The sequence below is a fragment of the Pseudomonas sp. P8_241 genome (assembly GCF_034008315.1).
Taxonomy (GTDB): Bacteria; Pseudomonadota; Gammaproteobacteria; order Pseudomonadales; family Pseudomonadaceae; genus Aquipseudomonas.
On the sequence record NZ_CP125377.1, the window covers coordinates 2,257,868 to 2,271,272 of the forward strand.

Below are 13,405 nucleotides of genomic sequence, written 5' to 3' on the forward strand. Positions count from 1 at the left end.
GCGATAGCAACCTGACCGTCAACTTATCTGTTGAATGTTAAGCCGCCATCGCGAACAGGCTCGCTCCCTGCAGGGGCACTACTCGTTTGGGGAGATGCGTTGCCGGGCAGCGATCAGCGCTTCGTACCGCCCGGACACTCCAAGCTTGGCGTAGATGTTCTTGAGGTTCCACTTGATGGTTTCCTGACTCAGGTTCAGGGTCTGGGCCATGCGTTTGTTGGACATGGCTTGCTCAAGCAGACTGATGATTTCCATCTCGCGCTTGGTGAATAGCGCAGACTCGCTGACGCCGCTTTCCGTCGCGGCCCGCGCCGACATCGAAGGCACAACGCTGAAGTTCAGCGGCGCTGCGATCAGGCGACTGCGATAGCTCTCCAAGACCGGATCATCCTCGCACTCCAGCTCAGCCAGCAGCGAGATCAGTGGCGCGCCTTCGTCCAGCAAGGTACGCACCAGGCCAAGACGCAGGCTTTCGGCCACGACCTGACGCAACAGTATCCGGGCCTCTCCCGTTTGCCCCAGATCATTGAGCGCTACGGCGCGCAGCAATTGCGACTGCACTTTCCATATTCCGCGAGCGTAACGCGTCGCCAGTTGCTCCAGGTTGTCGAGGGCCACCAGTGCCCGTTCCGGCTCTTGCCGGGCCAGCGAGGTGCGGGCTCGCGACAAGGCGGCGAGGGCGGCGATCTGGTGGGCGGCCGGACTGTCGCCATCATGACGATGGGCCAGCGCTTCCAGTGCCGCGCGCTGGCTTTCGCATTGGCGCCAGTCGCCACTGCCCAACAGGATACGGATCTGCTCGGCCAGGTTGTACGCCACGGCGCGGTCGAAACCTTGTGCGCGTAGCCCGATCGCCTTGCTGGCCAGGTAGGCCAATGCGGCCGCCGAAGACTCCTGCAGGCAATTGAGACGCGCATTGCTGATCATCGCGCTGATAGTGATATCCGGTGGCGACAGGTGCAGCAGATTGAGGCGATTGCCCAACACCTGTCGCGCATCGTCGATACGGTCCATTTCGTAATGCGTCTCGGCGGCTCCTACGCCACAGCAAGTGGCGCTGATGGAGCGATGGCCATGGGCGCGCTCGGCCACGAGCAGTACGTCGACGATATTGCGCGATGCTTCACGCACATTCCCGCTGAGCATGGCGCCATGGGCGGCGGTGACGACGGCCAGCAGCGCCACTTCGTCATGACTGATGCGTATGGCCCGGGCCTGGGGTGCGTTGATGTAATCCCAGGCCGCTTGCTGCTGACCGGTTTGATTGAGGCAGTGGACGTGCAGGCACGCACGCATCTGCTCATTGAATGGATGATTGAAGCGATGCCCGCGGATGCCTTCCAGCAGTTGTTGGCACAGGGGCAGGTTGTCCTGTTGCGTGGCGATCGACGCCCTGACCAACGCGATGTGCGGGCTCAACTGGGCTTCGTCGTGGGGACTCTGTTCCAGCGCATCGATCCAGGCCTTCGCCTTGCCGGTCATCATCGTCAGCACACAACCCCAGGCGCCTTGCAGCAACACACCGGGATGTTGCACCAAGCGCTCGAGCGGCACGCAGTCGAGCCAGCGCACAAACTGACCGAGATAACTGATGTTGTGCTGGTCGGGTTGGCTGCGTTCAAGCAGCGCCACCAAGGCTTCGAAATTCTCGCTCTGCACCGCGTGATGCACGGCTTCGTTGACAACGCCGGCCTGCTCGAACCACGCCGAAGCGCGCAGATGCAGCGCTTGCAGATCAGCGCCCGAGGCGCTCAGGCGCTGCTGCAGAAACTCGGCGAACAACGGATGCAGGCGATACCACGGGTTCCGGCACTCCATGTCCATGGGCACGATGAACAGGTTGCGCGCCTCGATATTGGCAATCAGCGCTGGTGCGTCGCAACTCTGGCTGACTTCGGCGGCCACCTTCTCGTTGAAGCGGCGCAGGATCGAAACCTGTTCCAGGAAGGTGAGCGTCGCTGCCGGCAGATCGCTGATCACGTCTTCGACCAGGTAATCCACCAGGCCGGCCTTGCTCGACAGCAGTCGTTCGCTATTGAGGCCTTTACGCGGGTTGGCCTTGAGCGAGATCGACATCATTTGCAGGCCGATGGGCCAGCCGTCGGTCGAGGCATGAATGCTGTGGGCCAGATCGATGTCGACGTCGTCGTCCAGATAGGCCTTCAGGAATGCCAGCGATTCGTCGAAGCTGAAGCCCAGGTCGGTGCTGCTGATTTCGCACAGCTCGGCCATGGCCCGCAGCCTGCCCAGTTTCAACTCGGGAAACACCCGCGACGCAAGCACCACATGCAGTTGCGTCGGCGCACTGTCGACCATGGTCTGCATGAGCATTGAAATGGCGGGGTCCGTGGCGAACTGAAAATCATCGATCATCAGGTACAGCGCCGTATCGACCCGCGCCAGCGTGTTGATCATCACCGACGCGAGGGCCAGCGAGCCGTTCTGTGCATCCCCCTTGACCAGCAACAGCAGGTCGTCATCCAGCGGCAGGCCGGCCTGTTGCAGCGCGCCGATCAGGTTGGCGCAGAACGACTCCAGCGTTGCGTCCTCCTGGGACAGTGACAACCACACCACGCCACTGCCTTCCTTGAGCAGGCTCTGACGCCACTGCGCAAGCAGCGTGGTCTTGCCGAAACCGGCGCTGCCGTTGATCAGCGTGAGACGGCAGTTGCGCGCGGCCAGCAAGCGCGACAACAGCGGCGCACGCAATACCGCATGGCTGCTGATGCGCGGCGGTGAAAAACGGGTGGTGATCAAGGGGCGGGTGGCAGGCATGGGAATCCGGACGACAGCAGTTCTTGTTATGGACGGGGGGGGTGGGGCGGTTCCCCCAAGTGGAGTGGGTACGCCATCACACCGTACGTCTAGTGTGCTGAATCAGTGCCGGCTGACGAGCAGACGCGCAGCAGATCGACGCCGTGATGCTACCCGCGTGCTGCCTGTATTTCCAGTCGCCCTCAGCGACCTAAATGGACTGGCCAGATTCGCCTGTCCCCTCATGACAAGAGCAGAGTACCGACAATGCCCGGACCTTTGGCAGGTGTGAAAGTAGTTGAAATGAATGCGATCGGCCCTGCGCCGTTCGCCGCCATGATGCTGGCGGACATGGGCGCGCAGGTTATTCGTGTCGACCGTCAGGTGGCCGGTTTTCTCAATGCCGATGGCAGCCTGCTTGGACGCGGACGGCGCAGTATTGCTATCGACCCGCGTAAACCCGGCGCCGATGAAGTGCTGCTCAAACTGATCGACGGCGCCGATGTGCTGATCGAGGGCTTCCGTCCCGGCGTCATGGAACGCCTGGGCCTGGGACCGGAAGTCTGCCTTGAGCGCAATCCCAAATTGATCTATGGACGCATGACCGGTTGGGGCCAGAGCGGGCCGCTGGCTCCTGCGGCTGGGCATGACCTGAATTACATCGCACTGTCCGGCGTACTCAACGCCATGGGTCATGCCGACCGTCCGCCGACCCCGCCACTGCATCTGGTGGGTGACATGGGCGGCGGCGCGATGTTTCTGCTGACCGGCATACTCGCTGCGCTGTTCGAGGCGCAAAAGTCCGGCCTCGGACAAGTGGTTGACGCCGCCATCTGCGACGGCACCACGCTGCTGGGCAGCATGTACTACGACCTGCGTCATCAGGGCCAATGGGGCGACCAGCGCCAGAGCAACATGCTCGATGGCGGCGCGCCTTTCTACGGTTGCTACAGCTGCGCCGACGGCAAATTCGTGTCGATTGGCGCCATCGAGCCGCAGTTCTATCAGCTCCTGCTCGAGCTGTGCGAAATCGACGATCCGGACTTCAAGCAACAGTGGCAGCAGCAAGCGTGGCCGCTTCTGCGAGAGAAGCTTGAGGCCCTGTTCCTGACCCGTACCCGCGATACCTGGACCCAGCTGCTCGAAGGCACCGATGCCTGCTTCGCCCCGGTGCTGGACTTCAGTGAAGCACCCACCCACCCGCACAATCAGGGGCGCGGCCTGTTCATGGAGACCGCCGGCGTGCTGCATCCGGCCCCGGCGCCACGCCTGAGTCGTACACCGGCGCAGGCGGGTGGTCTGGTGAGAAACGGCGAAAATACCCTGGAAATCCTTGAGCAACTGGGGCTTAGCGTTGCGCAGATCGATGAGCTGCGCAGCGTTGGCGCGATTGTTTGAGTACGCACTGAACCACCAGCGCTGACGCATCCCACCCCACCCGAGCTCCCCCCGTCCGAGCGGGTACAGCCCGGAGCGGCTGCGCAAGGATAAGAGGGTGGTTTGCTCGGGACCGCCGATCAACAAAAACAACAAAGAAATTCCAAGGAGTATGTATGTCGCACAAACCTTACGTCGCCGGTGTCGGCATGATCCCATTCCTCAAGCCGGGAGCCAGCGGTTCCTACATTGAAATGGGCGCCGAAGCCACGCGCCGGGCGCTCAAGGATGCGGGCCTGGACTATCGCCTGGTGCAGCAGGCCTATGTCGGCTACGTCTACGGAGACTCCACTGCGGGCCAGTCGGCACTGTATGAGGTCGGCCTGAGCGGTGTTCCGGTGGTCAACGTCAACAACAACTGCTCCACCGGCTCCAGCGCCTTGTTCCTGGCGCGTCAGGCCGTGGAAAGCGGGGCGGTCGAATGCGCGTTGGCCCTGGGCTTTGAACAGATGCAGCCCGGTGCCCTGAAAAACCAGTGGGAAGACCGCCCGATGGCGATGGGCAAATGCTCCGAAGTGGCGAACCTGCTGACCGCGGATGCCGAAGGTGTGCCCATGGCGCTGCGTATGTTTGGCGGCGCCGGCCGTGAGCACATGCACAAGTACGGAACGCAGATGAGCACCTTTGCCGCGATCCGCGCCAAGGCCAGCCGCCACGCTGCCAACAACCCATTGGCGCTGTTCCGCAAGATCGTCACCACTGAAGACGTGATGAACGACCAAGTGGTTTGGCCGGGCGTGATGACCCGCCTGATGGCCTGCCCACCGACTTGCGGCGCTGCGGCGGCGATCATTTGCAGCGAAGCCTTCGCCAAAAAGCACGGCCTGCGCACCGACGTGGTGATCCTCGCCCAGTCGATGACCACCGACGCGCCGATTGCCTACGAGCCGCCATCGATGATCCAGATGGTCGGTTTCGACATGGCCCAGCGCGCGGCCGGTGAAGTGTATGAGAAGGCCGGCGTCGGCCCGCAGGACATCCGTGTCGCCGAAATGCACGACTGCTTCGCGCACAACGAATTGCTGACCTACGAATCCCTCGGCCTGTGTCCGGTGGGCGGCGCTGAGCGCTTCGTGCTCGATGGTGACAACACCTATGGCGGGCAGGTGGTCACCAACCCGTCGGGAGGTTTGCTCTCCAAGGGCCACCCACTGGGCGCCACCGGCCTGGCCCAGTGCTACGAGCTGACCCATCAGCTGCGCGGCAGCGCCGAGGCGCGTCAGGTTGAAGGCGTAAACCTGGCCCTGCAACACAACCTCGGCCTGGGCGGTGCTTGTGTCGTGACCCTTTACGGTCGCGCCTGAGTCCTGGCCGTAATGCTGATCCCTGTAGGAGCGAGCTCGCTCGCGATGGACTTGAAAGCGCCGCGTTCATTCAGAACGCCAGTGTCATCGTTGACAACCATCGCGAGCAGGCTCGCTCCTACAGGGGTTTGAGCAGCATTGCGGGATTTAAACAACCGCAGAGGAGACAAGTGAAATGGCAGACAAGAGTCTGATCGGGCGCTCCATGGGCGTCACCCAGGTAGAAGTGGAAAAGGGTCGCTTGCGGTTTTTCGCCAAGGCCATCGGTGAAACCGACCCGATCTACACCGACGAAGTTGCCGCCAAGGCCGCCGGCTATCCGTCGCTACCGGTGCCTGCGACGTTCCTTTTTTGCCTGCAGGGCGAGGGCCGGGACCTGGTTGAGCAGTTGAACGTCTACGGCTTCGATCTGGGTCGCATCCTGCACGCCGAGCAATCGTTCGTTTACCACAAGCCTGCGGTGGCCGGCGATGTCCTGACTTTTGACAGCCGCGTTGCCGACGTTTACGAGAAGAAGGGCGGCGCGTTGCAGTTCGTGGTCAACGAAACCCGTGTGACCAATCAGCACGGCGAACATGTTGCCGATATCCGCGGCACGCTGGTTCAGCGTTGAGGAGCAGTCGATGAGCAATTTTCTGAAGTGCGGCACTCAATACAGCGATATCCGGGTCGGTGACCAGATTCCGTTGCTGCAACTGCCTGCGATCAACCGCACAACCCTGGCCCTTTACTGTGGTGCTTCGGGTGACCACAACCCGATCCATGTCGACATCGACTTTGCCCGTAAGGCGCGCATGCCCGATGTGTTTGCCCACGGCATGTTGTCGGCGGCCTATCTGGGCCGCTTGCTGACCAACTGGGTGCCACAGCGGCAGATCCGTTCGTTGTCCATGCGTTTCACCGGCATCACCCAACTGGCTCACGTCCCGACCTGCAGCGGCACCATCACCGAGAAGTTCGAAGTCGATGGCGAGCAATGTGTGCGCATCGACATCACCTGCAGCAACCAGTACGGCGAAGAAAAACTCGCAGGCAGCGCGGTGGTGGCTTTGGCCTGAAGCTGCCGTGAACACCCACATTCGAACAAGAAATGAGAACAGAACAATGAAAAAGCTTGAAGGCAAAGTAGCCCTGGTGACCGGTTCCGGTCGTGGCATTGGTCGCAGCGTTGCCCTGCAACTGGCAAGTTATGGCGCCAAGATCGTGGTCAATGACCTAGATGCCGCTCCGGCCGAAGAAGTGGTCGCCGAGATTCGCAACGCCGGTGGCGATGCCGTGGCCTGCGTGGGCAGCGTGACCACCCCCGACTTCGCCGAGCGCTTCGTCAAGACTGCCGTTGAAAGCTTCGGTGGCATCGACATCATCATCAACAACGCCGGCTACACCTGGGACAACGTCATCCAGAAAATGACCGATGAGCAGTGGTACGCGATCATCGACTGCCACCTGACCGCGCCGTTTCGCATCTTGCGCGCCGCTCAACCGGTGATCAGCGCCCAGGCCAAGAAAGAGGCTGCCGAAGGCCGCGAAGTGTTCCGCAAGGTCATCAACATTTCCTCCATCGCCGCCGGCGGCAATGCCGGGCAGTCCAACTACTCCGCCGCCAAGGCCGGCATCCTCGGCATGACCAAGACCCTGGCCAAGGAATGGGGGCGCATGAAGGTGTGCGTCAACGCCGTGGCCTTCGGCTTTATCGAAACCCGCCTGACGCAGGCGCTGGCCGGCGATGAAAGCAAGACCGTCACCATTGAAGGCCGCGAGATCAAGGTCGGCGTGCAGAAGGCCATGATCGACGGCGCCAGCCAGGTAATCCCGCTGGGCCGTCCGGGCACCCCGGACGAAGCCGCAGGTTCGGTGGTGATGCTGTGCCTGCCGGAAGCCAACTACGTTTCCGGCCAGACCCTGGTCTGCGGCGGCGGCCACGGCACTCTCTAAAGCGACGTCGTATCCCGGATGCCCTAGTGGTATCCGGGAGTCCCTTCCAAAGCACTCGAGGCCTTCACCATGCTGGATAACTACCGTTCGCCCTGGCTGGACGATGACGTTGTACCTTTTGCCGACAGCGTTCGCCGCTTTGTCACCCAATCGCTGCTACCACTGGAAGAGCAATGGCGCGAGCAACATCAGGTTGACCGTGCTTCCTGGCTGAGCGCTGGTGAGATGGGCATGATCCTGCCCGATGTGCCGGTGCAATACGGTGGCTCTGGCGGAACGCCGGCGCATCTGGCAGCCGTGATCAATGAAATGACCTATGCCGGTGTAACCGGGCTGGGGCTGGGTATCAGCCACATCGTCGGTCACTATATTCTGGCCGACGGCACCGAAGCGCAGAAACAGGAGTGGTTGCCGAAAATCGCCTCGGGCGAAGTGATCTGCGCGGTGGCCATGACCGAGCCGGGCACCGGTTCCGACCTGCAAGCCATCCGCACGCGGGCGGTAAAGCAGGGCGACCAATACGTCATCAACGGTGCCAAGACCTTCATCACCAACGGCCAGATCTGCGACATGGTGGCGGTCGTGGCCAAGACCGACCAGGACGGCGGTGCCAAGGGCCTGTCGATCTTCCTGGTGGATACGCGTTTGCCGGGTTTCCGTCGGGGCAAGACCCTGGACAAGCTCGGGTGGGAGGCCCAGGACACCGCGGAACTGTTCTTCGACGACTGTACGGTATCGGCCGACTGCCTGCTCGGCGGTGTCGAAGGTAAAGGGTTCTTCACCCTGATGAACCAACTGCCTTATGAGCGCATGCAGATCGCCATCAACGCCACCGCCACCATGGAGCGTGCCCTGGCGCTGACGCTCGATTACACCAAGGAACGCAAGGTGTTTGGCCAGCGCGTCCTGGATTTCCAGAACACTCGCTTCACCCTGGCAGACATCAAGGCCACCACCCTCGCGTCGCGGGCCTTCTGTGACTGCCTGATCCAGCAATGGGTGGACGGCAAGCTCGACTCCAGCCAGGCCTCGATGGGCAAATTCTGGCTGACCGAAAGGGCAGGTGAAGTGGTCGATAAATGCCTGCAGTTCTTCGGCGGCTACGGCTACATGAACGAGTACCCGATCGGCCGCATGTGGACAGAAATACGCGTCACACGCATCTACGGTGGTGCCAACGAAATTCAGCGCGAGCTGGTGGGCCGCTCGCTCTGACAAGTCTTGGCTGCAAAACACATCAGTTGAACTCCGTATAAAAATAAGAGTGGGAGGTTTCGATGTACATGACTCAAGGGCTGCATCGCCATATGCAGCAGCGCCCCGATGCCACGGCCATTCGCTACCAAGGCGGCGGTGTGACGTTTGCCCAACTGGGCAATCGGGTAGCCCGACTCGCGGGCGCACTCAAGTCATTGGGTGTGGCCAGCGACGAGCGCGTGGCGATGCTTTCGCTGAACTCGCAACGCTTTATCGAGTATTACCTGGCGGTGCCTTGGGCCGACGCCGTGCTCAATCCGGTGAACATTCGCTGGAGCGCGGCGGAGATAGTTTACTCGCTGGACGATTCGCAAACGTCGGTACTGATCGTCGACGACACCTTCCTGGCGCTGGCTGAAAAAATCGTCAGCACGGCGAAAACCCTGCGCCTGATGATTTATGCCGGTGACGGTGAAACGCCCGCCGGCATGCTCAATTACGAGTCCTTGATCGCCAATCATGCGCCGGTGGAAGATGCCCGGCGTGGCGGCGATTCACTGTTGGGGCTGTTCTACACCGGAGGCACCACGGGCTTTCCCAAGGGGGTGATGCTCAGCCACAACAACATCGGTTTTTCTGCCTTGGCCGTCCTCGGTCAGGCGCTTTTTGGCCCGCACACCGTGTATCTGCATGCCATGCCGATGTTCCACCTGGCTGACCTGGCGGCAATGGTTGCGCTGTTCATCAGTGGCGGCACCCATGTGGTGTTACCGGCGTTCAAGCCCCGGGAGGCATTGGAATTGATCAGCGGGGAGCAAGCCAGCGACACCTTGCTGGCACCGACCATGATCCAGATGTTGCTGGATGCACGGGAGGCGGACCCGGCCGTCGCCGCGCTTGACTTGAGTCCACTGCGGGAAATCACCTATGGCGCTTCGGTGATTTCACCGGCGTTGCTCGATCGTGCCCGCCGGGCCTTCTCGGCAGCAGATTTCCAGCAAGGCTACGGCATGACCGAAATGTCCCCGAGCATCAGTCTGCTTGCGCCCGAGCATCACAGCGAAGCCCACCAGCGCAGCGGCAAGATGTATTCGGCAGGGCTGCCAATCAATTGCGTCGAGGTGCGCATCGTCGACAGTGAAGACCGCGAGGTGCCGCGAGGCACGGTGGGTGAGGTGGTGGCACGAGGCCCGAACGTCATGCTCGGGTACTGGAACAAACCCGAAGCGACCGCCGAAACGCTACGTGGTGGCTGGATGCACACCGGCGACGGTGGCTACATGGATGAGGACGGGTTCATCTACATCTGCGACCGCCTCAAGGACATGATCGTCAGTGGCGGCGAGAACATCTTCACTGCCGAGGTCGAGAGCGCCATCGCCAGTCATCCGGCGGTCGCGCAGTGCGCCGTGATCGGGATTCCCTGTGACAAGTGGGGTGAGTCGGTGCATGCCGTCATCGTCTGCCGGGCAGAGTCGTGCATCAGCGAGCACGAAATCATCTCGCATTGTCGCGAGCGCATCGCGAGCTACAAAGTCCCTCGCAGTGTGGAGCTGCGCGACACCTTGCCATTGTCCAGCGTCGGTAAAGTGCTGAAGACCGAACTGCGCAAACCCTTCTGGGAAAACCGCTCGCGTCATATCGCCTGAGCCTCGACAGGCAGCCCATTGCGACCGTTGTCTCGCCTTCCTCGGAGGGCGGGCTTCGTGTTGCCCTCGGGCATCGCAAGGACATCAGTGATGACACCGTCAATGCCAATCGCGCAGTCAATGACTGACGCCGTAATGCATCAGCTCGATGCCGGTCTTTTCGATCAGCACGCGGTGACGCAGCGCCTGGGCGTCAGCGTGCGCACGTTGCAGCGTCGGCTGGCCGCCGATGGCACCAGCTTCAAGACGCTATTGCGCGAGGCGCGTCGACAAAAGGCCACACGCTACTTCAGCGAAGGGCGCCATAGCATCAAGGAAGTGGCCTACCTGCTCGGATTCCAGGACCTGAGCAACTTCGCCCGCACCTGTCGCGACTGGTTCGGTGTGCCTGCGACCCAACTGCTTAACCCTGACAATCATTCATGAGAGCATTCACCATGAGCCAGCCACTTGTTCTTGAATACAAGACCATCGCCTACGAAAAACCGGCGCAGCACATCGCCCGCATCAGCCTCGACCGCGTCGACAAGCGCAACGCCCAGGACACCCATCTGTTATACGAGCTCAATGCCGCGATGGATTGCGCCAACCGCGATGACGAAGTCAAGGTCATCATCCTCGCGGCCAAGGGTGAGCATTTCTCTGCCGGCCACGACGTGAGCGAGGTGGACCCCACCGACGCCATGGCCCAGTGGGACACGATCGGCACCTTCTGCGGATACGGTTGCGCCACATCAACCGTCGAGTCGCAGATGACCCGGGAAAAGGAAATCTACATTGGCTTTTCCGAGCGCTGGCGCAACATTGCCAAGCCGACCATCGCCCAGGTCCAGGGCAAGTGCATTGCCGGCGGCCTGATGCTGGTCTGGCCATGTGACCTGATCGTGGCCAGTGAAGACGCCTCGTTCATGGACAACACCGTGGCGATGGGCGTGTGCGGCATCGAATTCTTCGCCCACCCGTGGGAAATGGGCCTGCGCCAGGCCAAGGAATTTCTTTTCACCTCCGGTTGGGTGAATGCCCAGGACGCCTGGCGCATGGGCATGGTCAACCATGTCGTGGCCCCGGAGAAACTGGCTGATTTCACCCTCGCCCTGGCCACCAACATCGCCCAGAAACCATCGTTTGCACTCAAGCTGGCCAAGGAAGCGCTCAACGCCGCCCAGGACGCACAAGGCCGGGTCAGCGCCATGCAGACCGCCTTCGCCCTGCATCAGGTCACCCACGCCCACAACACCCAGCGCTTCGGCATGTTGCTGGATCCGACCGGCATGCCTCGCATGACGGCTGGCGCAGTCAAGAAGCCCGTGGCAGCCGAAAGCGAAACGTCGGTGAAGTGATGTGCAAGGGTCGCTTCGGCGGCCCGTCCAGAACAAAAAACAGGGGAATCGCATGTACATCACTCAAGGGCTGCATCGGCATATCCAGCAGAAACCCAACGCGATAGCCGTGCGTGACCGAGGTCAGGCACTGACCTTCGTGCAACTCGGCGAGCGGGTCGCAAGACTGGCCGCGGCGCTGCAACGACTCGGGGTCAAACCCGGGGACCGGGTGGCAATGCTGGCGCAAAACTCGGTGCGCTACATCGAATATTTCCTGGCCGTACCTTGGGCGAACGCGGTGCTCAATCCGGTCAATAGCCGTTGGAGCCTCAGTGAAATTCTGTATTCACTGGACGACTCTGAAACCTCGGTGTTGATCGTTGATGACGCGTTCATGGAGCAGGGTAAACAGATCGCGGTTCAAGCGATGACGGTCGAACACGTCATTCATGTCGGTATCGACGAAACACCGCCCCTCATGCTCGATTACGAAACGCTGATCGCTGAAAATCCACCGGTGGAGGATGCGCGTCGGCGTGGTAATGCGTTGCTGGGGATTTTTTATACCGGCGGAACCACCGGATTCCCCAAAGGCGTCATGCTCAGCCACAACAACGTGGCCAGCTCCTCGATGGCTACCGTGGCGATGGGTTCCTATGGCGCCGACGCGGTGTTTTTGCATGTGATGCCGATGTTTCACCTGGCCGATATCTGGGCCATGACCGGGCTGTTCATCAGCGGTGGCAGTCATGTGGTATTGCCGGCGTTCGATCCGGCCATGGTGTTGCGGACCATCTCCGAAGAGCGGGTCAATCAGTTACTGCTAGCGCCGACCATGATCCAGATGCTGCTGGACTGGCGCGACAATCATCCGCAATCTGCCGCGCTGGACCTGGGCTCGTTGACCACCTTGTATTACGGCGCGTCGACCATCACCCCCGCATTGCTGGACCGGGCGTGCAAGGCTTTCCCTCGGGCGCAGTTTTTCCAGGGGTATGGCATGACCGAGCTGTCACCGATGGCCAGCACCTTGAGTGGCGAATTTCACAGCGTCGAACACCAGGCCAGCGGCAAGATGTATTCCGCCGGACAGGCATCGGTCTGCACCGAGGTGCGCATCGTCGATGAAAACGATAGTGAAGTGCCCCGTGGCTGCGTCGGCGAGGTGATCGTGCGCGGGCCCAATGTAATGCTCGGTTATTGGAAAAAGCCGCAAGCCACCGAGGCCGCCCTGAAAAACGGCTGGATGCACACCGGTGATGGCGGCTACATGGACGCCGATGGCTTTATCCATATTTGCGACCGGCTCAAGGACATGATCATCAGCGGTGGCGAAAACATCTACAGCGCCGAAGTCGAGACAGCCATCGCCAGCCATCAGGCAGTGGCGCAGTGCGCGGTGATCGGCATTCCCAGCGAAAAATGGGGAGAGGCCGTGCATGCCGTCATCGTCCTCAAACCTGATGCCGATACAGGCTTCGATGACATTCTCGTCCACTGCCGTGAACGCATCGCCGGCTATAAATGCCCGCGCAGCGTCGAGTTTCGCTCCGAGCTACCGCTATCCGGTGTCGGTAAAGTGTTGAAGACTGAATTGCGCAAACCTTTCTGGGGTACTCAACCTTGATTTTGGAATATTGATTCGGCACACGCGGACACTGTGCGAGTGAGCTTGGTCGGGGAGGCGATCTGACGATGAGGCAATCTGATCCAACATCTAGGTTGACTGATACACCGCCATCGCGAGCAAGCTCGCTCCTACAGTTGATGTTACGCCCGGGCCAGGAATGCTGGCCCGGGCGTTTTT

At 61.2% G+C, this 13,405-nt stretch carries 11 protein-coding genes; 10 read left to right on the plus strand and 1 reads right to left on the minus strand.

Going from position 1 to position 13,405, the window contains the following annotated elements:
• Positions 1-78: 78 nt before the first annotated feature.
• A complete protein-coding gene (locus QMK58_RS10335; protein WP_320396227.1) occupies positions 79-2,775 on the minus strand; it encodes a LuxR C-terminal-related transcriptional regulator in 2,697 nt (898 codons plus the stop codon).
• 246 nt (positions 2,776-3,021) lie between these two features.
• Here QMK58_RS10335 and QMK58_RS10340 point away from each other — a divergent pair, with 246 nt between their 5' ends.
• The 10 genes from QMK58_RS10340 to QMK58_RS10385 all read left to right on the plus strand — a co-directional run bounded on the left by QMK58_RS10340 (position 3,022) and on the right by QMK58_RS10385 (position 13,225).
• A complete protein-coding gene (locus QMK58_RS10340; RefSeq protein WP_320396228.1) occupies positions 3,022-4,152 on the plus strand; it encodes a CaiB/BaiF CoA-transferase family protein in 1,131 nt (376 codons plus the stop codon).
• Between the two features lie 155 nt (positions 4,153-4,307).
• Positions 4,308-5,495 (plus strand): lipid-transfer protein, encoded by a 1,188-nt coding sequence (locus tag QMK58_RS10345; protein WP_034150883.1) that lies wholly within the window; start codon positions 4,308-4,310, stop codon positions 5,493-5,495.
• 175 nt (positions 5,496-5,670) lie between these two features.
• Positions 5,671-6,108, plus strand: a complete 438-nt coding sequence (locus QMK58_RS10350) for a MaoC family dehydratase N-terminal domain-containing protein (RefSeq protein WP_320396229.1) — start codon at positions 5,671-5,673, stop codon at positions 6,106-6,108.
• Positions 6,109-6,118: 10 nt separating this feature from the next.
• Entirely contained in the window at positions 6,119-6,553 is a 435-nt protein-coding gene (locus QMK58_RS10355; protein WP_320396230.1) for a MaoC family dehydratase, read from the plus strand.
• 46 nt (positions 6,554-6,599) lie between these two features.
• A complete protein-coding gene (locus tag QMK58_RS10360; protein WP_007943005.1) occupies positions 6,600-7,430 on the plus strand; it encodes an SDR family NAD(P)-dependent oxidoreductase in 831 nt (276 codons plus the stop codon).
• Positions 7,431-7,499: 69 nt separating this feature from the next.
• Positions 7,500-8,645, plus strand: a complete 1,146-nt coding sequence (locus QMK58_RS10365; RefSeq protein WP_320396231.1) for an acyl-CoA dehydrogenase family protein — start codon at positions 7,500-7,502, stop codon at positions 8,643-8,645.
• 62 nt (positions 8,646-8,707) lie between these two features.
• Positions 8,708-10,276, plus strand: a complete 1,569-nt coding sequence (locus QMK58_RS10370) for a long-chain-fatty-acid--CoA ligase (protein WP_320396232.1) — start codon at positions 8,708-8,710, stop codon at positions 10,274-10,276.
• 120 nt (positions 10,277-10,396) lie between these two features.
• A complete protein-coding gene (locus QMK58_RS10375) occupies positions 10,397-10,702 on the plus strand; it encodes a helix-turn-helix transcriptional regulator (RefSeq protein WP_320396233.1) in 306 nt (101 codons plus the stop codon).
• Positions 10,703-10,713: 11 nt separating this feature from the next.
• Positions 10,714-11,616, plus strand: a complete 903-nt coding sequence (locus QMK58_RS10380) for an enoyl-CoA hydratase (RefSeq protein WP_320396234.1) — start codon at positions 10,714-10,716, stop codon at positions 11,614-11,616.
• 52 nt (positions 11,617-11,668) lie between these two features.
• The gene (locus tag QMK58_RS10385; protein ID WP_320396235.1) at positions 11,669-13,225 is read left to right on the plus strand and encodes a long-chain fatty acid--CoA ligase; all 1,557 of its coding nucleotides are present in this window, start codon (positions 11,669-11,671) and stop codon (positions 13,223-13,225) included.
• The last annotated feature ends 180 nt before the right edge of the window (positions 13,226-13,405 follow it).

Bases quoted from the DNA above. Each gene is read 5' to 3' on its own strand.
- QMK58_RS10335 (WP_320396227.1), bottom strand. From the start codon at position 2,775: ATGCCTGCCACCCGCCCCTTGATCACCACCCGTTTTTCACCGCCGCGC.
- QMK58_RS10340 (WP_320396228.1), top strand. From the start codon at position 3,022: ATGCCCGGACCTTTGGCAGGTGTGAAAGTAGTTGAAATGAATGCGATC.
- QMK58_RS10345 (WP_034150883.1), top strand. From the start codon at position 4,308: ATGTCGCACAAACCTTACGTCGCCGGTGTCGGCATGATCCCATTCCTC.
- QMK58_RS10350 (WP_320396229.1), top strand. From the start codon at position 5,671: ATGGCAGACAAGAGTCTGATCGGGCGCTCCATGGGCGTCACCCAGGTA.
- QMK58_RS10355 (WP_320396230.1), top strand. From the start codon at position 6,119: ATGAGCAATTTTCTGAAGTGCGGCACTCAATACAGCGATATCCGGGTC.
- QMK58_RS10360 (WP_007943005.1), top strand. From the start codon at position 6,600: ATGAAAAAGCTTGAAGGCAAAGTAGCCCTGGTGACCGGTTCCGGTCGT.
- QMK58_RS10365 (WP_320396231.1), top strand. From the start codon at position 7,500: ATGCTGGATAACTACCGTTCGCCCTGGCTGGACGATGACGTTGTACCT.
- QMK58_RS10370 (WP_320396232.1), top strand. From the start codon at position 8,708: ATGTACATGACTCAAGGGCTGCATCGCCATATGCAGCAGCGCCCCGAT.
- QMK58_RS10375 (WP_320396233.1), top strand. From the start codon at position 10,397: ATGACTGACGCCGTAATGCATCAGCTCGATGCCGGTCTTTTCGATCAG.
- QMK58_RS10380 (WP_320396234.1), top strand. From the start codon at position 10,714: ATGAGCCAGCCACTTGTTCTTGAATACAAGACCATCGCCTACGAAAAA.
- QMK58_RS10385 (WP_320396235.1), top strand. From the start codon at position 11,669: ATGTACATCACTCAAGGGCTGCATCGGCATATCCAGCAGAAACCCAAC.